Annotated in this window: 18 protein-coding genes and 1 pseudogene; 7 read left to right on the top strand and 12 right to left on the bottom strand. The window is 66.5% G+C overall.

Annotated elements, in window-relative coordinates; translation table 11 throughout:
- The gene (locus A5784_RS08140) at nt 1–2,034 is read right to left on the bottom strand and encodes an SGNH/GDSL hydrolase family protein (protein ID WP_156750447.1); all 2,034 of its coding nucleotides are present in this window, start codon (nt 2,032–2,034) and stop codon (nt 1–3) included.
- A gap of 106 nt (nt 2,035–2,140) precedes the next feature.
- Nucleotides 2,141–3,589, bottom strand: coding sequence for an NAD-dependent succinate-semialdehyde dehydrogenase (locus A5784_RS08135; RefSeq protein ID WP_064944098.1), 1,449 nt, complete (start codon nt 3,587–3,589; stop codon nt 2,141–2,143).
- Between the two features lie 50 nt (nt 3,590–3,639).
- Between A5784_RS08135 and pgi the strand changes: the two genes are divergently transcribed.
- On the top strand, nt 3,640–5,295 hold the full coding sequence (gene pgi / locus A5784_RS08130) for a glucose-6-phosphate isomerase (RefSeq protein WP_064944096.1): 1,656 nt from the start codon (nt 3,640–3,642) through the stop codon (nt 5,293–5,295).
- A gap of 86 nt (nt 5,296–5,381) precedes the next feature.
- Here the strand turns inward: pgi and A5784_RS08125 are convergent, their stop codons facing one another.
- Nucleotides 5,382–6,131: an SDR family oxidoreductase gene (locus A5784_RS08125; protein ID WP_064944094.1), complete on the bottom strand. Its 750-nt coding sequence runs from the start codon at nt 6,129–6,131 to the stop codon at nt 5,382–5,384.
- A gap of 29 nt (nt 6,132–6,160) precedes the next feature.
- Complete coding sequence (locus tag A5784_RS08120; RefSeq protein ID WP_082944714.1) at nt 6,161–7,723, bottom strand: MFS transporter; 1,563 nt, start codon at nt 7,721–7,723, stop codon at nt 6,161–6,163.
- Between the two features lie 193 nt (nt 7,724–7,916).
- Between A5784_RS08120 and A5784_RS08115 the strand changes: the two genes are divergently transcribed.
- Together A5784_RS08115 and scpB are read left to right on the top strand one after the other, a co-directional pair.
- Complete coding sequence (locus A5784_RS08115; protein ID WP_064944092.1) at nt 7,917–9,236, top strand: acetyl-CoA hydrolase/transferase family protein; 1,320 nt, start codon at nt 7,917–7,919, stop codon at nt 9,234–9,236.
- 7 nt (nt 9,237–9,243) lie between these two features.
- Entirely contained in the window at nt 9,244–10,014 is a 771-nt protein-coding gene (scpB, locus tag A5784_RS08110) for a methylmalonyl-CoA decarboxylase (RefSeq protein WP_064944090.1), read from the top strand.
- A gap of 5 nt (nt 10,015–10,019) precedes the next feature.
- On the opposite strand, the gene A5784_RS39065 is transcribed toward scpB, so the two are convergent.
- Both A5784_RS39065 and A5784_RS39060 read right to left on the bottom strand, forming a co-directional pair.
- Entirely contained in the window at nt 10,020–10,487 is a 468-nt protein-coding gene (locus A5784_RS39065; RefSeq protein ID WP_232005983.1) for a zinc finger domain-containing protein, read from the bottom strand.
- Between the two features lie 141 nt (nt 10,488–10,628).
- Nucleotides 10,629–10,952 (bottom strand): annotated as a pseudogene (locus A5784_RS39060) (DNA-formamidopyrimidine glycosylase family protein); the annotation flags it as partial.
- Here A5784_RS39060 and A5784_RS08100 point away from each other — a divergent pair.
- Entirely contained in the window at nt 10,917–12,650 is a 1,734-nt protein-coding gene (locus tag A5784_RS08100; RefSeq protein ID WP_197514663.1) for an FUSC family protein, read from the top strand. The pseudogene A5784_RS39060 and the gene A5784_RS08100 overlap by 36 nt on opposite strands.
- On the opposite strand, the gene A5784_RS08095 is transcribed toward A5784_RS08100, so the two are convergent.
- Entirely contained in the window at nt 12,618–13,004 is a 387-nt protein-coding gene (locus A5784_RS08095) for a phage holin family protein (RefSeq protein WP_064944084.1), read from the bottom strand. The two genes, A5784_RS08100 and A5784_RS08095, sit on opposite strands and share 33 nt — an antisense overlap.
- Before the next feature lie 5 nt (nt 13,005–13,009).
- A complete protein-coding gene (gene cobF / locus A5784_RS08090) occupies nt 13,010–13,762 on the bottom strand; it encodes a precorrin-6A synthase (deacetylating) (protein WP_064944082.1) in 753 nt (250 codons plus the stop codon).
- A gap of 124 nt (nt 13,763–13,886) precedes the next feature.
- On the opposite strand from cobF, the gene A5784_RS08085 reads away from it, so the two are divergent.
- Entirely contained in the window at nt 13,887–15,140 is a 1,254-nt protein-coding gene (locus A5784_RS08085) for a diiron oxygenase (RefSeq protein ID WP_064944080.1), read from the top strand.
- On the opposite strand, the gene A5784_RS08080 is transcribed toward A5784_RS08085, so the two are convergent.
- Nucleotides 15,124–16,296 (bottom strand): MFS transporter, encoded by a 1,173-nt coding sequence (locus A5784_RS08080; RefSeq protein ID WP_064944078.1) that lies wholly within the window; start codon nt 16,294–16,296, stop codon nt 15,124–15,126. The genes A5784_RS08085 and A5784_RS08080 overlap by 17 nt on opposite strands.
- Before the next feature lie 224 nt (nt 16,297–16,520).
- Between A5784_RS08080 and A5784_RS08075 the strand changes: the two genes are divergently transcribed.
- Nucleotides 16,521–17,258 (top strand): ATP-binding protein, encoded by a 738-nt coding sequence (locus tag A5784_RS08075; RefSeq protein WP_156750446.1) that lies wholly within the window; start codon nt 16,521–16,523, stop codon nt 17,256–17,258.
- A 45-nt stretch (nt 17,259–17,303) separates the two neighbouring features.
- Here the strand turns inward: A5784_RS08075 and A5784_RS08070 are convergent, their stop codons facing one another.
- On the bottom strand, nt 17,304–18,023 hold the full coding sequence (locus A5784_RS08070; RefSeq protein WP_064944074.1) for a GAF and ANTAR domain-containing protein: 720 nt from the start codon (nt 18,021–18,023) through the stop codon (nt 17,304–17,306).
- A gap of 123 nt (nt 18,024–18,146) precedes the next feature.
- Here A5784_RS08070 and A5784_RS08065 point away from each other — a divergent pair, with 123 nt between their 5' ends.
- On the top strand, nt 18,147–19,010 hold the full coding sequence (locus tag A5784_RS08065) for an LLM class flavin-dependent oxidoreductase (protein ID WP_064944140.1): 864 nt from the start codon (nt 18,147–18,149) through the stop codon (nt 19,008–19,010).
- Between the two features lie 6 nt (nt 19,011–19,016).
- Here A5784_RS08065 and A5784_RS08060 read toward each other — a convergent pair whose 3' ends face one another.
- Together A5784_RS08060 and A5784_RS39055 are read right to left on the bottom strand one after the other, a co-directional pair.
- Nucleotides 19,017–20,174 carry an ROK family transcriptional regulator gene (locus tag A5784_RS08060; RefSeq protein ID WP_064944072.1) on the bottom strand — a complete coding sequence of 386 codons (1,158 nt, stop codon included), beginning with the start codon at nt 20,172–20,174 and terminating at the stop codon, nt 19,017–19,019.
- Nucleotides 20,153–20,367 (bottom strand): hypothetical protein (locus A5784_RS39055; RefSeq protein ID WP_232005981.1); only part of this gene is annotated, 215 nt, incomplete at its 5' end. The genes A5784_RS08060 and A5784_RS39055, both read right to left, overlap by 22 nt.

Here is a 20,367-nt window from a genome sequence, read left to right as displayed (position 1 = left end):
CTACTTCCGAACCGGCGCCGGGGCCGGGCTTGGCGGTGACGGCGGGGTACGCAACGCGTCCGCCAACCACGGCGCAAGCCATTTGACCGCCTCAGCCGTGGGATGCACCCCGTCGCTACGCATCCTGATCCCGTCGATACGCGCGGTGTAGACCCCACCGGGATCGAGCTTGGCGTTGAAGTCGAGGACCTCGAAGTTCGGTCGGTTACCGACGACCGTGCGCAGTATCTTGTTCCACGCCTGCACTCGCGCGGGCTGGTCCTCGGGATAGAGGCTGCCGTCGGAGCGTTCACCGCGGCGGTTGTACGGAGCCGTCGTCACCACCACCCGCGCGCCCGTCGAACCCAGGATGTCCAGCGCACGCTGCAACTCGCCCTGCAGGTACTTGGTGAAATCCGGGTCACCGATATGCGTCCAGTGCCCCTGCCACATCCGGTCGACGGTCTCCCAGCGGCCGATCATCAACAACACGACGTCGGGCCGGTCATGGGTCACGCGCTGCGCCCAACGCTCCGGCCAGGTGTCGCATTCGGGCTTCTGGTTGAGGGTCTCCCCGCTGGACCGATACGGGCCGCCCCGGGCGATGCCGCAACCGATCGTGGTGTAGTCGTTGAAGTGCAGACCCGGGGTGGACGGCAGATAGCGCATCAGCGTCCACGCCACCGAGTCCCCGAACACCCCGACCACCTTGGTGTTGGGGTCGCGCAGCTGCGTATTGCCCACAGCGACCGGCACCTCGGCGCCGACATCTTCCTTGAGGGCGGCCGACATCACGTCGGGCCCGGTGCGTTCGATGGGCTGCGCGACGGGCAGGACGCCCATCGTCACCACGGCCGCCGTCGCCACCGTCGCCGCGGCCAGCCGCAGCATCGGCACATGCGCGGGACGCCAGCGCCGCACGGGCTGCTCGATCAGCCACCACGACGCGATGGCCGCCGCGAGCGTGACCGCGCACCGCAGCGCCAGCAGCGACCAGCTCGTCCACCCGGTGCGTTCTCCGTTGAGGATCAAGAAGATCGGCCAGTGCCACAGGTACACGCCGTAGGAAATAGCGCCGAGCGCCACGAGCGGACGCCAGGCCAATGCCTTGGCGACGTAGCCGTCCTGATCCAATGCGACCGGCGCGACCACAAGCACCGCGCCCACCGCGACGACGATCAGCAGGCCACGCCGGAAGTCTTCGGCGCTACCGGTGGCCACATGTGCGGCCGCTGCGAGCAGCGCAAGCCCCACCACCGGCAGCAGCCAGGCGACCCAGCGCAGCCGACGAGTGCGGATCAGCGTGCCGGACAGGGTCAGCGCCGACCAGTCCCGCACCAGCAGGGCCGCCGCGGCCGCCCCGACCAGCAGGGCCTGCACCCGCGTGTCGGTGCCGAAGTAGACGCGGTTGACGTCCTGGGTGCTGTCGCCGACCAGCAGGACGGCCTCGGCGGCCGATGCCACCACACCCGCTGCGGCGAGCCCGAAGACCGCCCATCGCACGGTTTGTGCCGAGCGGCGACGCAGCAGCAGTGCCACGCCCACCAACAGCAGCGGCCAGATGAGGTAGTACTGCTCCTCCACGCCCAGCGACCACGTGTGCTGCAACGGGGACGGGGTGCCGCCCTGGGTGAAGTAGTCGGCCTTCTGAAACACGAAGCCCCAGTTGGCAATCCAGAAGAGCGCGGCGACAGCGTCGTTGCGCACGCCTGCGACCGCGTCTGGCGGGAACAAGTCCCGCGCAGCGACCACGGCGAGCGTCATCACGAGCATCGCCGGCAGCAGCCTGCGCGCCCGGCGAACCCAGAATGCCTTGAGATCGATGCGGTAGGTGTTGCGATACTCGTCGAGCAGCAGCGAGGTGATCAGGAATCCGCTGAGCACGAAGAACATATCCACGCCGATGAAGCCGCCACCGAGTCCCGGGACGCCGCCGTGCGCGGCGACGACCAGCAGCACCGCAACAGCACGGATACCGTCCAGCGCCGGGATGTCGCGGCGGGCGGTGGTAGCCCGACGTACGGGAACCCGGACCGGCGCCGCAGTCACGTCCATGCCCTCCCGTCTAGGGTTCGAGCATGAAAGTTTAGGTGGCCTGCGGCGCCGAATCGGGAAGGCGCGCTGGGGAAATCCCTACCTGGATCGGCGCAATGTCCGCGGGCTACTTGGTCAGCGCAATGTACTTGGTATCGAGGTACTCCTCGATGCCCTCGGAGCCACCCTCGCGGCCGAAGCCGGACTCTTTGACGCCACCGAACGGTGCGGCCGGGTCGGAGATGATGCCCCGGTTCACTCCGACCATGCCGGACTCGATGCCCTCGGCCACCCGAAGCGCACGGTCGAGCGACTGCGTGTAGACGTAGGCGGCCAGTCCGTACTCGGTGTCGTTGGCAGCCTCGACGCCCTCGTCTTCGGTGTCGAATCCGATGATCGGCGCGACCGGACCGAACACCTCCTCCTTGAGGATGCGGGCGTCGGCAGGCACATCGGTGAGCACCGTGGCCGGGTAGAAATTGCCAGGGCCGCCGGGAGCGACGCCACCGACGGCGACCGTCGCGCCTCGCGACACCGCGTCGGAGACCAACTCGGTGACCGTGGCGACCTGGCTGGAATTGATCAGCGGGCCCAACGTGGACGACGGGTCGAGACCCTTACCGAGGGTGAACTCGCTCATACGCTTGACCAACTTGTCGGTGAATTCTTCGCGCACCGCGTTGGCGACGTGGAACCGGTTGGCGGCCGTACAGGCCTCACCGCCGTTGCGCATCTTGGCCAGGATCGCGCCGTCGACGGCAGCATCGACGTCAGCGTCGTCGAACACGACAAACGGCGCGTTGCCGCCCAACTCCATCGAGGTGCGCAACAACGCATCGGCCGACTGCTTCACCAGCGCCTTGCCGACACCCGTCGAACCCGTGAAGGTGAGCTTGCGCAGCCGGCCGTCGTCGATGAGCGCCGTGGTGACTCCGCGCGCATTGTTGGTCGGCAGCACCGAGAGCACACCCTTGGGCAGGCCGGCCTCGTCCATCAGCTGAGCCAGCAGCAACATGGTCAGCGGGGTTTCCTGCGCGGGCTTGACGATCATGGTGCAGCCGGCGGCGAACGCCGGGCCCATCTTTCGGGTACCCATGGCCAGCGGGAAGTTCCACGGCGTGATGGCGTAGCAAGGGCCGACGGCCTGCTTGGTGACGATGATGCGACCAGTCCCCGCAGGGCTTGCGGTGTAGCGCCCGTCGATGCGCACGGCCTCCTCGGCGAACCAGCGGAAGAACTCGGCGCCGTACTTCACCTCGCCCTTGCTCTCCGCGAGCACCTTGCCCATCTCGAGGGTCATCAGCGCGGCGATGTCGTCGGCACGTTCGGTGATCTTCTCGAAAACCGCCCGCAGAATTTCGCCGCGTTCCCGCGGAGCGGTGGCGGCCCAGTCGGCCTGGACCGCGCATGCGGCGTCGAGCGCGGCGATCGCGTCCTCGGCCGTGGCGTTGGAAACGGAGGCCAGGACCTGGTCGTCGCTGGGGTCGAGGACGTCGAAAGTTGAAGCAGCTTCCCGCTGCTCACCGCCGATCCAGAGTCCGGTTGGAACTGACTTCAGCAAGGCTGCGCTATCCATACCTCCATCATTTACTCCATTGACGTGCGCCGCACACTAGGGTTCTCCATATGAGCAAGAGCGCCGATATTTCGACCACTGCCGCGTGGCAAGCTTTGATCCGTCATCACGACAAGATCGGCCAGACCCACTTACGCGAGTTCTTCGCTGAGGATCCCGCCCGCGGCACCGAACTGGTGCTGACCGTCGGCGACCTCTACATCGACTACAGCAAGCACCGCATCACCCGCGAAACCATCAAACTGCTGCTCGACCTCGCCCGCACCGCCGACTTGGAACAACGCCGCGACGCCATGTTCGCCGGTGAACACATCAACACCTCCGAAGACCGCGCCGTCCTGCACACCGCCCTGCGCCTACCGGCCACCGCCGAACTCATCGTCGACGGCCAAAACGTCGTCGCCGACGTCCACGACGTCCTCGACCGCATGGGCGCCTTCACCGACAAACTGCGCTCCGGCGAATGGACCGGAGCCACCGGCAAACGCATCACCACCATCGTCAACGTCGGCGTCGGCGGCTCCGACCTCGGCCCGGTCATGGTCTACGACGCCCTACGCCACTACGCCGACGCCGGCCTCACCGCACGCTTCGTCTCCAACGTCGACCCCTCCCACCTGGTCGCAACACTAGACGGACTCGACCCCGCCACAACACTTTTCGTCGTATCCTCGAAAACCTTCTCCACCCTCGAAACCCTCACCAACGCCACCGCCGCACGACGCTGGCTGGTCAAAGCCCTCGGCGACGCCGCCGTAGCCAAACACTTCGTCGCCGTATCCACCCACAAAAAACTCGTCGACGAATTCGGCATCAACACCGACAACATGTTCGGCTTCTGGGACTGGGTCGGCGGCCGCTACTCCGTGGACTCCGCCATCGGCCTGTCCGTCATGGCCGTCATCGGCAAAGAACGCTTCGCCGAATTCCTCGCCGGCTTCCACCTCATCGACGAGCACTTCCGCACCGCCCCACTAGAAGCCAACGCCCCAGCCATACTCGGCCTCATCGGCCTGTGGTACTCCAACTTCTTCGACGCACAATCACGCGCCGTGCTGCCCTACACCAACGACCTCAACCGCTTCGCCGCCTACCTGCAACAACTGACCATGGAATCCAACGGCAAATCAGTGCGCTGCGACGGCTCCCCCGTCAACACCCAAACCGGCGAAATCTACTGGGGCGAACCAGGAACCAACGGACAACACGCCTTCTACCAACTCCTGCACCAAGGCACCCGACTCATCCCCGCCGACTTCATCGGATTCTCCCAACCCGTCGACGACCTCGCCACCGCCGACGGCAACGGCAGCATGCACGACCTACTCATGAGCAACTACTTCGCCCAAACCCAAGTACTAGCCTTCGGCAAAACCGCCGCCGAAATCGCCGCCGAAGGCACCCCCGCCGACATCGTCGCGCACAAAGTCATGCCCGGAAACCGCCCCACCACCTCCATCCTGGCCACCAAACTCACCCCCTCAGTCATCGGCCAACTCATCGCCCTCTACGAACACCAAGTCTTCACCGAAGGCGCCATCTGGGGCATCGACTCCTTCGACCAATGGGGCGTCGAACTCGGCAAAACCCAAGCCAAAGCACTCCTACCCGTCATCACCGCCGACCAATCCCCCACCAAACAAACCGACTCCTCAACCGACGCCCTCGTCCGCCACTACCGCGCAGAACGAGGCCGCAGCGCATAGCGGCGGTCACCACCTCCGGCGAGCAGACATCAAAGCTCCCGACACGCCGCGTTTCAGGGACTTTCGCGCCTGCTCACGGGGAAACGCTACGCAAATCGCTTCGTGTACTTGGGCGGCAGCAACCGCAACACCTGGGTCAGCGGAGCCCACGGCCATCGCGGTACCACGGCGCGGCCCTTCTCTTTCTCGATGGCCTCGACCATCGCGCGCACGCCGGTCTCGTTGTCGACCATGAGCATGGTCGAGTTCGCCTGGGCGGTCATCTCCGACTCGATGTAGCCGGGCTCGATGACCGTCACCCGGATCGGGCCTTTGTCGTACTCGGCACGCAGCGACTCGCCCAGCGATGACATGCCCGCCTTGCTGGCACAGTAGGCCGCTTTGCCGCCCGGCACGCCGCTGTTGCCGAGCACCGACGAGATCAGCACAAGGTGCCCGGAACCGGACTTCTTGAACATCTCCAGCGCCGACTCGATCTGTACCAGTCCTGCAACGAGATTGGTTTCCAGCGTGGCCTTATTGGCCCAGGGCTTGCCCTCACCCAGAGGCCAGCCCTTTCCGATCCCGGCGTTGACGATCACCCGGTCGATTCCGCCGAGTTCCTCGGACAACTCGCCGAACACCCGGGGCACCGCCTCGTGGTCGTTGACGTCGAGTGCCGCGACCGCCACCTTGATGTGCGGGTGACGATCTGCCAGCTCAGCTTTGAGTTCGTCGAGTCGGTCGGTGCGGCGCGCACACAACGCCAGGTCACGGCCCTTGGCTGCGAACTGCCGGGCCATGCCTGCGCCCAGGCCCGAGCTGGCACCGGTGATGAGGATCTTCTGGCGGGTCATGGCAGCAGGATAACCGAGTTAAACACCTGTCAAGAAATGTCTCCGGTGCCGGTGTCTTTGGGCCGTGGCCGCACGAGGACGAGCACGACGACAATCGCCACCACGGGCACTGCGGTCAGTATCCAGCCCAGCGTATGGATCGCCTCGACCATGCTCGCCTGAGCCCCTGCCACAATCTCCCGCGCCCGCTGCGGATCCAAAACGTTGGCGCCGCCGACCGCGCCGGGGCCGCCATGCGCCGCCCTCAACGCCTCACGCGCCTGATCGTCGGTGATCCCGGCGCCGGCGAGCTTGTCCCGGCCGGAGTGCAGAAACACCGTCGTGCCGATCAGCGCGAACACCGCAGGCCCCAGGGAGTAGGCAGCTTGGCCCACACCGCTTTTCACCGCAGAGACGGCGCCGCTCAACTCGACGGGAGCGGTTTCGAGCATGATGGTGGCTTCGATTGTCTCCGCGACGGCGGCGCCGACGGCGTTGAGGGCGACGGCCGCGAACAGGACCCACAGGGGGCTGTGTTCTCCGAGCCTGGTCAGGACCAGCAACCCGGCCAACAGCAGGAGCAACCCGGCGACCAGCACCGTGCGGCCACCCACCCGCGCGGCCGCACGGCCTGCCGCCGCCGCGCCGAGTGCCGACAGCAACGCCGCGGGTGCCATGAGAAGCCCCAGCAGAGTGGAGGATTCGTCACGGACGGAGACGAGATAGAACGCGAGCAGGATCGTCATGCCACCGCCCAAGAAATTGAAGCTGGCACCGGCGAAGACCGCGGCGTCGAACGCGCCGGACCGGAAGATCCGCATGTCGAGAGCGGGGCTGGGCGTGCGCAGTTCGTAGGCGACGAATCCGGCGCCCGCGGCAAGACCGAACGCTATACAGGCGATGGCGGTGGCATTCAGCCCGCCCTGCAGATGTGCCAGACCGTAGACCGTGGCCAGCAGTGCCGCCGCCACCAGAAGCAGGCCGGGCACGTCGAGCCTGCGGGCACCTCGCGGCGTTTCGGGCACGTACCGCAGGAGCAGCACCAAAGCGATGAGCGCCACCACTGGGGCCACGAGAAAGCCTGTGCGCCAACCGATGTGTGCAACCAGCAGGCTGCCGACGGCCGGCATCGGAACCGCGACGGCGAAACTCGCGCCCAGATGCAGTGAGATCGCGATCGCCCGGCGCGGCGGCGGGAAGACCACGTTGATGATGGCAAGTGACAGACCCAGCTGCAGCGCGAATGCCACACCGATCGCGGCGCGGGCGAATATCAGCACGGCGGCGTTGGGGGCTGCGGCGGCGAGGACACCGAACACCACGGTGCCCAACAGACCGATGGTGTACATCCGCTTCATGCCGTACTTGTCGCCGAGCGCTCCGGCTCCCAGCACGGTCGCGGCCAGCGTGAGCGTGGCGACGCTCGCGACGAAGCTTGCGGTACCGGCCGAGAGCTGCAGACCGGCGCGTACGGCGGAGATGTTGGCCGAGAGGATCACCGGGTCCGCGGCGGTGATGCTGGAGCCCAGCCCTGTCGCGAGGATCGTCATGGTCGCGGCGGTGCCCGACACCCAGGTGGGCTGATCTGCGGTGACTGTCAATTTCCCTCGCATGGCATCCGAGCGTTGAGGCGGACTCTCGGGCAATCTTGTCAGCGCTCGGTGAGCAGGACAACGATATCGAGCTTATTGACGGGGATGAAAGCGAAAGACGCTGGCGGTCATCGGAAAAATGGCCTCGCCGCCCGACGTGACGTGCTACAACTTCGGCTATCTACGGCGGCTCTGAGCAAAGGAGCACACCCCGGTGTCAGTCAATGCTGCGGAGCTGTACGCCGCGAAACTCACAACAGCCGAGAACGCCGTGTCGGCCATCGCGACCGGATCCACCGTGTCATGCGGGATGGCGATCGGCCAGCCGCCGGCTCTGCTGGCCGCGACCGCGGACCGCCTGCGCAGCGGCGATCTGGGACCCATCCGGCTCTACTACAAGATCGCCATGGAACCGCTGGGTAAGACACTGCTTGCCGAGGATGTCATCGAAAAGGTAGACGCCCACAGCTTTTTCGTCGGCGATCCCGATCACGCGACGATCAGGCGACAGGTGCAGAGCGGACACAAGCTGGTCAGCTTCGTCCCTGTGCATTTCAGTCAGATCCCGCGATTGTTCGAGGAATTCATCGACCTCGACACCTTCATGGTCACGGTGTCGCCGATGGACAGCGGCGGCTACTTCTCGCTGGGCACCAACAACGACTTCGCCTCGGTCGCCGCGCGCCGGGCCAAACGGCTGATCGTGGAAGTGAACCGCAACATGCCGCGGGTTTTCGGGCAGTCGCAGATCCATGTCGGCGAGGTGGCCTCGATCGTCGAGAACGACGTGCCGCTGATCGAGGCCGGCGCGGCCGAACCCTCGGCCGAGGGGCTGGCGATCGGCGCCCTGGTGGCTCCGATGGTTCCCGACGGCGCGACCATCCAGCTCGGCATCGGCAAGATCCCGGCCGGGGTGGCCTCGGCGCTCAAGAAGCACGCCGATCTCGGCCTGCACACCGAGCTCTTCTCGCCGGTCATGGCCGACCTCATCCGCGACGGCGTCATCACCGGTGCCCGAAAATCCCTCCAGCCGCACAAACACGTATACACCGTGGCCTTCGGCACGACGGATTCCTACGCCTTCATGAACGACAACTCGGCGTTCGAAAGCTACCCGTCGTCCTACGTCAACGACATCCGGACCATCGCGGCCCACGACAACTTCGTTTCGGTCAACACCGCCATCGAGATCGACCTCTACGGGCAGGTCAACGCGGAGTTCATCGGCGACCACGAATACAGCGGCTCCGGTGGCCAATTCGATTTCGTCAAGGGTGCGTCGCTGGCCCGCAACGGGAAGTCGATCATCGCCCTGGCGTCGACGGCCAAGCACGGCACCGTGTCGACGATCGTCCCCAAGGTCGCGATGGTGACCGATCCGCGCATGGAAGTCGAATGGGTGGTGACCGAATACGGTGCGGTGAACCTACGGGGCAAGTCGACCAAGGAACGCGCAGACGCGTTGATCTCGATCGCGCACCCCGACCATCGGGCTGAATTGACCGCCGCTGCACGCAAAGTCACGCTGATCTGAGCGCGCCGTGACCCTCATCCAAACCTCACTGGCCGATGCTATCGGCACCATCGCGTTCGACCGCGACACCAAACGCAACGCGTTGTCGGCTGAGCTGATCGCCGAAACGATCGCTGCGTTCGACGATTTCAAGACCCGACACGCCCGCGCGGTGGTGCTGCGCAGCGCGACCGCGGGCAAGGTGTGGTCAGCGGGCCACGATGTCGCGGAACTGCCTGTGGCCGACGTGGATCCGCTGCCCTACAGCGACCCGCTTGAGCAACTGCTGCGCGCGGTCAAAGCCTTCCCCGCTCCGGTCATCGCCATGGTGCACGGCTCGGTGTGGGGCGGTGCGTGTGATCTGGTGATCGCCTGCGATCTGGTGTACGGCGACGAGACTGCGGCGTTCGCCATCACGCCTGCCAAGCTCGGCTTGCCCTACAACGTCGGCGGATTCGTGAACTTCATGAGCCGCCTGCCGCTCAACGTCGTCAAGGAGATGTTCTTCTCGGCCGACCTCATCGGCGCCGAACGTGCCGAGCGGGTCGGCATCGTCAACCAGATCGTGCCGGCAGAACGATTGGAGGACACCGTCTACGCGATGGCGCGGACCATCACCACGCGGTCGTCGGCGGCGGTCGCGGCGGCGAAAGAATCCCTGCGAGTGCTGGCCCAGTCCGTGCCGGTCGATCCCGCGACATTCGAATACCTCCACGGCCTTCGGCGAGACGTCTACTTCGGTCCCGACTACCACGAAGGGACCCAAGCCTTTCTGGAAAAGCGGGCGCCGAAGTTCTGATCCGGCTACTTGAGCAGCCGCGACATCCGTCGGTCGGCCAGCACCTTGCCGCCGGTCTGGCACGTGGGGCAGTACTGAAAAGACTTGTCCGCGAAGGACACTTCCCGCACGGTGTCCCCGCACACGGGGCAGGGCAGCCCCGTGCGGGCATGCACGCGCAGCCCGGACCGCTTCTCGCCCTTCAGCGTTGCGGCCTGCTGCCCGACCGAGCGGGTCACCGCGTCGGTGAGCACCGAGATCATCGCATCGTGCAGGTCGGCCAACTGCGCCTCGGTGAGCTTGCCCGCGGTCGCGAAGGGCGACAGCTTGGCCACGTGCAGGATCTCGTCGCTGTAGGCGTTGCCGATCCCGGCGATCACCTTCTGGTCGGTGATCACGTTCTTGATGCGGCCGCTCTCGCCGGCCAGCGCGGCGCCCAGCGCGGCCTGATCCAATGCCAGCGCGTCGGGCCCGAGCGCCGCGATCTGGGGCACGTCGGACGGATCACGCACCACCCACACCGCCAGCCGCTTCTGCGTGCCGGCCTCGGTGAGGTCGAAGCCCTCCCCTTCGAGGTGCACGCGCAGCGCGATGGGCCCCTTGCCCGAGGGTTTGAGCGGGGTGGGCGAGAGCTTGTCCGACCAGCGCAGCCACCCGGCGCGGGACAGGTGGGTGATCAGGTAGAGCTCACCGGCCTGCAGCCCCAGGTATTTGCCCCACCGGGCGGCCCCCGTGACGGTCTGCCCGTGCAGCGCCGTCACCGGTGGGTCGAAGGTCTTGAGCACTGACAGCGCGGCCACGTCGATGCGCGTCACCGCCCGTCCGGTGGCATGGCGACGCAGGTGGTCGGCGAGGGCCTCTACCTCAGGCAACTCGGGCACGCCTTCCAGTGTGTCAGGCCGACACCGAGCATGCTGGTATCCATGCCAGACCGGCCCGCACCAAAACCGGTTTCCCATCCGCTGCGCAGTGTCTTCGTGCTCAACAGGGGCCCGCGACGCTTTCTCTTCGCGCTGCGCGCGGGGCTGTGTATGGCGGTCCCGGTGCTGGTCGGCTGGGCCGTGGGCGACACCGCTGCCGGGCTGATCGCGACCATCGGTGGGTTCACGTCGGTGTACGGCAGCGGCAGGCCTTATCTCAACCGCGGCATGTACCTGGGCACGGTGGTGCTGTGCTTCTCGGCCGCGGTGGCACTCGGGGATTGGGCGGCCGCGGCGCCGTGGCTGGCGGTGGGAACGGTGACGGTGATCGCGATGGTTGCCGCACTGGTGTGCAACGCGCTGGCGGTCGGGCCGCCTGGCGCCTACCTGTTCGTGCTGGCGTGCGCGGCGGGCACCGGCGTGGCCACGACCCACCTGTCACCGTTGCACCTGGCGGCGCTGGTGCTCGCCGGGGGTGCGTTCGCGTGGGTGGTTCACATGGCGGGAGCGCTCGTGCGACCGCGCGGCCCCGAGCGCGCCGCGGTAACCGCGGCCGCGTCCGCGATCGCCGAGTACATCGACACCATCGGTGACCGGCCCGCCGAGGCGTCCGCCCGGCACCGGGCCGCCACGCTGTTGCACACCGCGTGGATCACGCTGGTCACCTATCAGCCGGTGCAGCCCAAACCCGATGACACGCTGTACCGCCTGCGGGTGATCAACCGTCGGCTGCATGCGTTGTTCGCCGAGGCCATGCGCAGCGCCGACGCCGGCCGGCCGCTGCCGTTCGACGGGGCCGAGCTGGCCAGGCATCTGGCCACCGTGCCCGCCGACGCCTTCGTCGACGACCATGGCGCCGAAGGGGTTCCGCTCGGGCGGCCGAGCGCGGCGGCGTTGTTGCGCCGGGCCGCGACTCCGGGTTCGAATTCGCTGCGACTGGCCGCCCGCGTCGGAATCGCGGTCTTGGTCGCCGGCGCCTTCGCAGGCGCGTTGGGTATCAGCCACGCATATTGGGCGATGGCGACCGCGGTGCTGATGCTGCACCAGGGATTCGATTGGCTGCGCACCATCCAGCGCGGCGTCGAACGGACGCTGGGCACCTGGCTCGGGCTCGGCGTTGCCGGAGCGATCCTGGCCCTGCACCCACAAGGAGCGTGGTTGGCCTTGGTGCTGGGCGCATTGCAGTTCACCATCGAGATGTTCGTGGTGCGCAACTACACCCTGGCCGTCATCTTCATCACGCCTGCGGCGCTGACCATCGCGTCGGGCGGTGCTCCGGTCGCCAACCTCGGGCAGCTGTTGCTGGCGCGTGGCGGGGACACCCTGATCGGTTGTGCGGTAGCACTTTTCGTGTATTGGGTGACCGAACGTGGCCGTCCGCCTGCCGGACTCACCGCTGCCATCTCGGCGACCCTGGCCGCAGTCGACACGGTGATCGCGCACCTTGCCGCCGGCGATGTCATCTCACCGCCGGCCCGAACGGATCGCCGGGATCTGCAGCTGCAGGCCATGGGAATGCTGCCCGCGTACGACGTCGGTGTCGGCGGATCGGCCGCGCAACGCGCTGCCGCCGAACGCATGTGGCCCACGGTGGTGGTCGCCGAGCAGCTCGCCTACCGCACCCTGGCGGCGTGCTGGGCGTTGGAACACGACGGGGACACCGAGGCGGCCGCCGACACCGCCGCCGACCTGGCCGAGCAGCTCTCAGCGCTCGGGTTGCCAGACCAGCGACAGTAGCCAGCTGACGATCGACAGCACGATCGCCGCCCAGATCGCGGTCCACCAGAACTCGTTGATCTGCAGGCCCCAGTGGGTGGTGCTCTCGGTGATCCGCGACGTGATCCACAGCATGAGTGCATTGATCACGACGTGGATCAGCCCGAGGGTGAGGATGTAGAGCGGAATCGAGAGGATCTGCACGATCGGTTTGATGATGGCGTTGACGACGCCGAAGATCACCGCGACGACGAAGATGATGCCGACGCGCTGCAGCGTGGTGTCACCGCCGACGAAACTCATTCCCGGCACGATCAGTGTCACGATCCACAGCGCGACCCCGGTCAGCCCGGCGCGCAACAGAAATGAGGTCATGGGTGTCAGTCTGCCGATCGCAGTAGGTAGGTGTCCATGATCCAGCCGTGGCGTTCGCGTGCTTCGGCCCGTGCCGCGACGATCTGCTCGCCCACCTCGCCGACGCGGCCGGCGAACAGGATCTCGTCGGGCGTGCCCAGGTAGGCGCCCCACCAGATCCGGGTCTGCTGCGGGCATTCCCGGAACGAGCATTCGGCGTCGAGCATCACGACCGCAGTGCCGGAGACGCCCTCGTCGCGCAACCGGCGGCCCGTCGTGATCAGCACCGGCTCGCCGATGTCGTTGAGCGGAATGCGATGCCGCGCCGTCAGGGCCTGGACGGCAGTGATGCCAGGGATCACGTCGTAGTCGAATTCCACATGCTCGGCGACCCGGTCGAGGATGCGCAGTGTGCTGTCGTACAGCGCCGGGTCACCCCACGCCAAAAACGCACCGACCCCGTCTGGTCCGAGTTCGGTCTCGATGGCCCGAGCCCAGATCCTGGCTCGTTCGGCGTGCCAGTCGGTGACAGCGCTGGTGTATTCGCCGGTCGTCGCGCGCGGCGGATCGACCAGTTCGACGAACCGGTAGCCGGGTTCGCGGATGAACCGTTCGCAGATGGCCCTCCGCAACCCGACCAGTTCGTCGGTACCAGTGCCGCGTCGCGCAGCCTTGTCCATCGCGAAGAACACCTGGGTGTCGTTGAGCGCGGAAACCGCTTGTGCCGTGACGTAGTCGGGATCCCCCGCGCCGATGCCGATGACATGGATGTGGCGCACACCCGAAGGGTAACGATCCGGCCGCTCGCCAAAGTATGCGGTACCGTGGGTATTGACTAAATGTTGCGGAGAGCCCTAGTTTCGATGAGCAGCTTCGCTCCGGCCAGTCGAAGGGACGTCAACGGTGACATCTTCGGTCAGGGCGGCCAACGCCGCCACGCGTGACGAGTTCTCCGAGCGCCTACTCAAGGGTTCGGTGCGCAAATCCTACGCGCCGGTCGTTGACATCGACTGGGACGCACCTTTGGACCCGGACAAGTTCTACCTGCCCCCGAAGACGGTGTCGTTGTACGGAACACCGTTGTGGGACAGCATGACCCGCGCCCAGCAGATCGAGCTGTCGCGCCAGGAGCTGGTCAACACGCTCTCCGCGGGCATCTGGTTCGAGAACATCCTCAACCAGGCACTGCTGCGCAAGATGATGCATCAGGACCCCACCGCCCGCGCCACCCACTACGAGCTCACCGAACTCGGCGACGAAACCCGGCACATGGTGATGTTCGGCAGGGCGATCGAGAAGGTCGACGCCAAACCGGTGCGCCCGCGGCTCTACCAGCGCATGATCATCAATGCCCTGCCGTTCGCATTCCGCGGCTCGTTGCTGTGGGTGGCCGCGTTGATCGGCGAGGAGATCTTCGACTCGTTGCAGCGGCAGATGATGGACGATCCGGAGCTGCAGCCGATCATCCAGCGCCTCATGCGAATTCACGTCACCGAAGAGGCCAGGCACATCCAGTTCGCCCGCGACGGACTACGCAAGCGCACGCCGACGATGCCGTGGCTCACCCGCGCCTGGGTCGGCAATCTCAACGGGGTCGGCGGTCTGTTCTTCCGCTTCCTGTTCACCAACAAGGTGCAGTATCACCGCGTCGGTCTCGACGCCCGCGCGGCCCGCGAGATGGCCCGCGCCAGCACCCACCGGCACGAGACTCAGATCGCCGGGTTCGCCCCGCTGGGTGCGTTCCTGGAAGAGGTCGGGCTGATGGGCCCCATCGCGCGTCGATTGTGGCGCCGCACCGGGTTCCTGCCCGCCGCCGCACCTCGTGGCGTCGCGGCGCCGGCAAGCGCGGGTGCGGGCGCGGAGGCCGACGACGACGTGTACGACGGTGCCGCGACGCTGCAGATCGCCGACCAGGAACACCCCGTGCGGGTCCGCCTGACCGGGCACGTGGACCCCATCGACGGCCGATACCACTGGCGCGGAACGATTCTCGACGCACCGAACTCCGTCAGCGTCGGCCCCGTACGGCTTGCCATCGAATCGCGGTGCGTGGACGCGCGAATCACCGAACGTACCGCGCAGGGCAGCCATTCGATCGTCGGCGTCGGCGCGCCGCCGTTCGCCCTGCCGAACGTGGAGGTCACCGTCGCCGAGTGACGACAGTGGTGGCGAGCAACCCCACCGCGAACACACCGCCTGCGGCACCTGACACCAGTAGCGGCAGCTGCCCGGCCTGACCCGGAATCGCGTTCCAGAGCAGCCCTGCCCACAGTCCGGCGCCGAGCACGGCAAAACCGCTGAGGCCCTGGAAAACTCCCTGGGCACTGCCCTGCAGATCGGTGCCCACCAATGACGACACCCAGGCTTTGCCGACCCCGTCCGTGCAGCCGGTGAACAGTCCGTACGCCCCGATCAACAGCCAGGCCACGACGGTGTCGGTGGTCATCCCCAGGCCGGCGTAGCCGACGGCGAAGAACACCAAGCCGATGCCGAACACCGGCAACCGTCCGATCCGGTCGGCCAGCAGTCCCGCCGGGTAGCTGGAGACCGCGTACACCGCGTTGTAGGTCACGTAGGCCAGGATCACCTCAACGACGGAAAAGCCGATCTCGTTGAGCCGCAACAGCAACAGGGCGTCAGGGAAGTTCACCAGCCCGAACAGCACCAGCACGGCCGTCACCCGCCAGTAGCGACCCGGCAGATCCCGCACCCGCGCGAAGGTCGGTGTGCGCGCCGTGACGGGCTGCCGTCGTTTCTCCGCGACCAGAAACACCAGCACCACGCTGAGCACGGCGGGTACCACCGCGATCCACAGCAGCGGCGGGATCCGGTGATCGAGCAGTTCATAACCCGCGAGGCCCAGCAACGGGCCCACCACTGCTCCCAAAGTGTCCATGGCCCGGTGGAATCCGAACACCCGACCGCGGACGGACTCGTCGACATCGGCGACCAGCAGGGCATCCCGCGGGGCGCCGCGCACGCCCTTGCCGAGCCGGTCGACGACGCGGCCGGCGAGCACGCCGGGCCAGGCGCCGGCCGCAGCGACGATCACCTTGCCCAGCGCGGCCATGCCGTAGCCGGTCGCGATCAAGGGCCGCTTCGCAAACCGATCACCCAGCGGACCCGCCGCGAGCTTCGTCAGTGCGGCGGCCCCCTCGGCGGCGCCTTCGACGGCGCCGACCACCGAGGGTGGCGCGCCGAGGACAGCGGTCAGATAGATGGGCAGCAATGGATAGAGAAGTTCACTCGCGGCGTCCTGAAGAAACGACACCGCGGAGAGCACCCGCACATTGCGGGTAAGCCAGGGCCGCACACGGAAATCATGCCGTGTCGCGATGCATTGCCTCGGCGTAGGTTGGGTATCAGAGCACATAAGGTGCGCAATGACAGACATTGACGGGGTAACAGGAGTGGTCGCGGCCGGTGCGTCGGCCGGCGGCGCGGAGGCGTTGATCGAAGGTTCCCGTCGATTGCTCAGCGAACGAATGTCGCCGGCGACCCAGCGATCTGAGCATCATGGCTAGTTCGCGGAATCCGATGGCAGTGTCGACGCTCACCTGCGGTGGCAGCCGGCTTCTCCATGTCGACGGCGTTCTCGACGTCACCACATATCGAGAATTGCGCGACGTGGTCATCGAGACGGCATTGGAGGAGCCGACAGCCGTGCTCGTCGACGTGACCGAGCTGCACGTGCCGGCCGAGTGGGCGTGGTGCGTGTTCACCAGCGCTCTCTGGCACATCAGCATCTGGCCGGACGTCCCCCTGATTCTGGTCTGCCGCCACGCCTCCGGCCGTAGCGCCATCAGACGCAATGGCCTCACGCGGTACGTCCCGCTGTACTCGTCGGTGGACTCGGCGCCTGCGGCGATGCGCGCCGACCTCGAACCACCGCGTCGGCGGGCACGCGCTCAGTTGCCTGCGGTGCATTCCAGCCTGCGCCGCGCGCGGCAATTGGTCGCCGAATGGTTGATCAACTGGTCGCGAGGAGACTTCATTCCGGTGTCCGCCATCGTGGTGGACGTTCTGGTGGAGAACGTTCTGGAACACACCTTCAGTGCGCCGCGACTCACCGTCGAGAGCCGGGGTGACACCATCGCCATCGCGGTCTCCGACGACAGCCGGGCCCCCGCGGTTCGGCATGAGGATCCGTGCCGTGGCGGCGATACGGTCTCCGGACTTGCCGTGATCGCAGCGCTGGCCCGCGCCTGGGGCAGCACACCGACATCCAACGGCAAGACCGTGTGGGCGGTCGTCGGACCGGAGAATTCGCTGTAGTCCCGAGTGGGGTTCTCCTGCTACGAGGGCACGTTGCCGGCGCCTTCAGTCGTCGACCGAATCCGGGACGCGCTCCGCGTGCACGATCTCGTGCGCAATATCGACGAGAGGGGTGTTCGAGTTCTGCGACAGCCGCTTGAGCACCTCGAAGGCCTGGACGGCATCGATCTTGAAGCGTTCCATCAGCATGCCCTTCGCCTGGCCGATGATGTCGCGGGTAGCCAGCGCGCTGCGGAACTGTTCGTCACGCCGTAGCAGGTTCCACGCCAGCGCGGCGTGGGTAGCCACGATCAGACCGGCCTCTACCGCCTCGGCGTCGAATGCGTAGGGGCGCTCGGCATAGAAGTTGAGCGCACCCATCGTCTGCTGATCGGCGTACAGCTGAAACGCCATGATCGACCGGATCGGAGTCTCGTCGAGCGTATCCCGGCAGTAGGTGGTCCACCGCTGCTCCGTCTCGACATCGTCGACCTTGATGACGTGCTGTTCCCAGGCCGCGGTGAGGCAGGGGCCCTCCCCGGCCCGCTGCTGGAACTTGTCGAGAAGGATCGGGTACTCGCTCGTGGCCGCTGCCGTGTGGAGCTTGCCGTCCCGCGAGGCGATGGTGATGCCGGCGTGCTGGGCGGCCGCGATGTAGCTGACACCACTCTCGGCGAGCTCACCGAGAATCGCGTCGACGTCGAGGTCGGTGTGCGGCGTTTGCTGAATCTCACGGATCATGTCGCTGATCTGCAGAGCAATGGCTGCGGACGGGGTCTTTGACATCGAATACTCTCCGATCCGCCTCGGACGACAGTCACATCGCGAAAGGCAGGCCAGTCAATCGTATCCCTACGCCGGCGACAATTGACTCACGCAACTTCTAGAACACGTTCTAGTGTGGAGGCCATGCGGTTCACCTATGCCGAAGCCATGACCGATCCCACCTACTACATCCCGTTGGCCAAGGCAGCTGAAGCGGCCGGCTACCACGCCATGACGATTCCGGACAGCATCGCCTACCCGTTCGAGTCGGATTCGACATATCCGTACACGCCCGACGGCAACCGCGAGTTTCTCGACGGCAAGTCCTTCATCGAGGCGTTCGTGCTGGCCTCGGCACTGTGCGCGGCGACTACCACGCTGAAGTTCAACTTTTTCGTGCTCAAACTGCCGATCCGCCCGCCTGCCCTGGTCGCCAAGCAGGTCGGGTCGCTCAATGCGATGTTCGACAACCGGCTCGGGCTCGGCGTGGGCACCAGCCCGTGGCCCGAGGACTACGAGTTGATGGGCGTCCCGTTCACCAAGCGGGGTAAGCGCATGGACGAGTGCATCGACATCATCCGTGGGCTCACCACCGGTGAGTATTTCGAGTACCACGGCGAGTTCTACGACATTCCGAAGACCAAGATGACGCCCGCGCCGTCGAGGCCGGTGCAGATCCTGGTCGGCGGGCATGCCGAAGCCGCGCTGCGCCGGGCGGCGCGCTGCGACGGCTGGATGCACGGCGGCGGCACCGACGATCTCGACGTACTGATCAAGCGGCTCAACCGGATTCGTGAGGAAGAGGGACACACCGGTCCGTTTGAGGTTCACGTGATCTCGGCCGACGCGTTCACCCTCGACGGCATCAAGCGCCTCGAGGACAAGGGCGTGACCGATGTGATCGTCGGATTCCGGCTGCCTTACATCAAGGGTGAGGACACCGAGCCGCTGGACCGCAAGATCCGGCATCTGGAGAAGTTCGCCGAACACGTCATCGCAAAGGCGTAGCGACAGCTACAGCGCGTCGATGGCCTGTGGGCTGAGCACTTCATCGAGGACCATCGAGGCGCATCCGATGACCCCGGAGCGGTCGCCGTAGGTGGACGGCGCCACCTGCAGCGTGCGGGTGGCCAGCGCGGTGGCGTTGCCGTACAACGTTTCCCGCAGCCCGGCGACGAAGATCTCGTAAGCGCGTGCCATGTCGCCCGCGACGACGAGCACCGCGGGGTTGAGCAGATTGACCGCCGCGGCGATCACTTCACCGACGTGGCGTCCGCTGTCGCGGATCATCCGGCGCGCGTCGGCGTCGCCGTCATGGGCGAGCCGCACCAAATCACGCACGTGATTGACGCCGTCGCGGCCCAATTCGGCCACCAGCGCCCAGCCCCCGGCGATCGCCTCCAGACATCCGCTGTCGCCGCATCGGCATGGCAATCCGGCGGCCGCGGGGGTCTTGTTGTGTCCCAGCTCCCCCGCCGCCTGCACAGCGCCTCGCTGCAGCACCCCACCGGCGATGATGCCCGCGCCGATGCCTGTCGAGGCCTTGAGCACCAGCAGATCGTCGATGGCCCGGCGTTCGCCGTGACCATCTCGCGGCTCGCCGCGGTGCCGTTCAGTCAGGGCGATGACATTGACATCGTTGTCGACGACCACGGGAGCGTCCGTCAGTTCTCGAAGGTAGGGCCGTAGCTCGACCCCGTCCCAGCCGGGCAGGATCGGCGAGTCCAGGCTGGCGCCACGCACCCGATCGACGGTGCCCGGCAGGCTCACGCCGATACCGTAAACATGAGCGCCCGCCCGCGCGTCCATCAGCGCATCGAGACGCTTGACGACGTCGGGCATCAGATCCCCGGGCCCGAGGTCGGGCTGTTGATCGATGTCGGTGAGATCGAGGACGTCGCCGGCCAGATTGCATACGGCCACCCGGGTCCGGCTGCGGCCGATGGCCGCCGACAGCACCACACCGTTGTCGGCGTTGAACGACAGCAGTGCCGCGGGGCGCCCGCCGGTGGACGGAGCCTGCTCGGTCTCGACCACCAAACCGAGGTCGGTGAGCACAGCCACCCGCGCCGCCACCGCGGTTCTGGACAACCCGGTCAACTGGCCGATCTCAGCACGCGTGACGTCACGACGGTCGCGGATGAGAGCCATCACCTCGCCGACCGTGGACATGGTCCGAGCGTAACTTCGCTCACTTTGGCACGCAAAAGGCAAAAGTAAGTTGATGGAACATCAGAAGTGCCGATAGCGTTGCAGACGCCGTTCTCGCCAATGCCGTCCGAGAGCTCCCACCCCCGCCCTACCGGATATTTTTTTTTAATGTTTCGGGGTACTTCGTGTTTCTCACCGACATCGATCAACAGCC

It is taken from the genome of Mycobacterium sp. 852013-50091_SCH5140682, assembly GCF_001665685.1.
Classification (GTDB): Bacteria; Actinomycetota; Actinomycetes; order Mycobacteriales; family Mycobacteriaceae; genus Mycobacterium.
The sequence above is the reverse complement of the archived record's forward strand: the minus strand, read 5'-3'. Positions and strand labels throughout refer to the sequence as shown.

Bases quoted from the DNA above. Each gene is read 5' to 3' on its own strand.
- A5784_RS08100 (WP_197514663.1), top strand. From the start codon at position 10,917: ATGCCAGACCGGCCCGCACCAAAACCGGTTTCCCATCCGCTGCGCAGT.
- A5784_RS08125 (WP_064944094.1), bottom strand. From the start codon at position 6,131: ATGACCCGCCAGAAGATCCTCATCACCGGTGCCAGCTCGGGCCTGGGC.
- pgi (WP_064944096.1), top strand. From the start codon at position 3,640: ATGAGCAAGAGCGCCGATATTTCGACCACTGCCGCGTGGCAAGCTTTG.
- A5784_RS08135 (WP_064944098.1), bottom strand. From the start codon at position 3,589: ATGGATAGCGCAGCCTTGCTGAAGTCAGTTCCAACCGGACTCTGGATC.
- A5784_RS08070 (WP_064944074.1), bottom strand. From the start codon at position 18,023: ATGTCAAAGACCCCGTCCGCAGCCATTGCTCTGCAGATCAGCGACATG.
- A5784_RS08095 (WP_064944084.1), bottom strand. From the start codon at position 13,004: ATGACCTCATTTCTGTTGCGCGCCGGGCTGACCGGGGTCGCGCTGTGG.
- A5784_RS08060 (WP_064944072.1), bottom strand. From the start codon at position 20,174: ATGTCCACGGTCGGCGAGGTGATGGCTCTCATCCGCGACCGTCGTGAC.
- A5784_RS08140 (WP_156750447.1), bottom strand. From the start codon at position 2,034: ATGGACGTGACTGCGGCGCCGGTCCGGGTTCCCGTACGTCGGGCTACC.
- A5784_RS08120 (WP_082944714.1), bottom strand. From the start codon at position 7,723: ATGCGAGGGAAATTGACAGTCACCGCAGATCAGCCCACCTGGGTGTCG.
- A5784_RS08075 (WP_156750446.1), top strand. From the start codon at position 16,521: ATGGCAGTGTCGACGCTCACCTGCGGTGGCAGCCGGCTTCTCCATGTC.
- A5784_RS08065 (WP_064944140.1), top strand. From the start codon at position 18,147: ATGCGGTTCACCTATGCCGAAGCCATGACCGATCCCACCTACTACATC.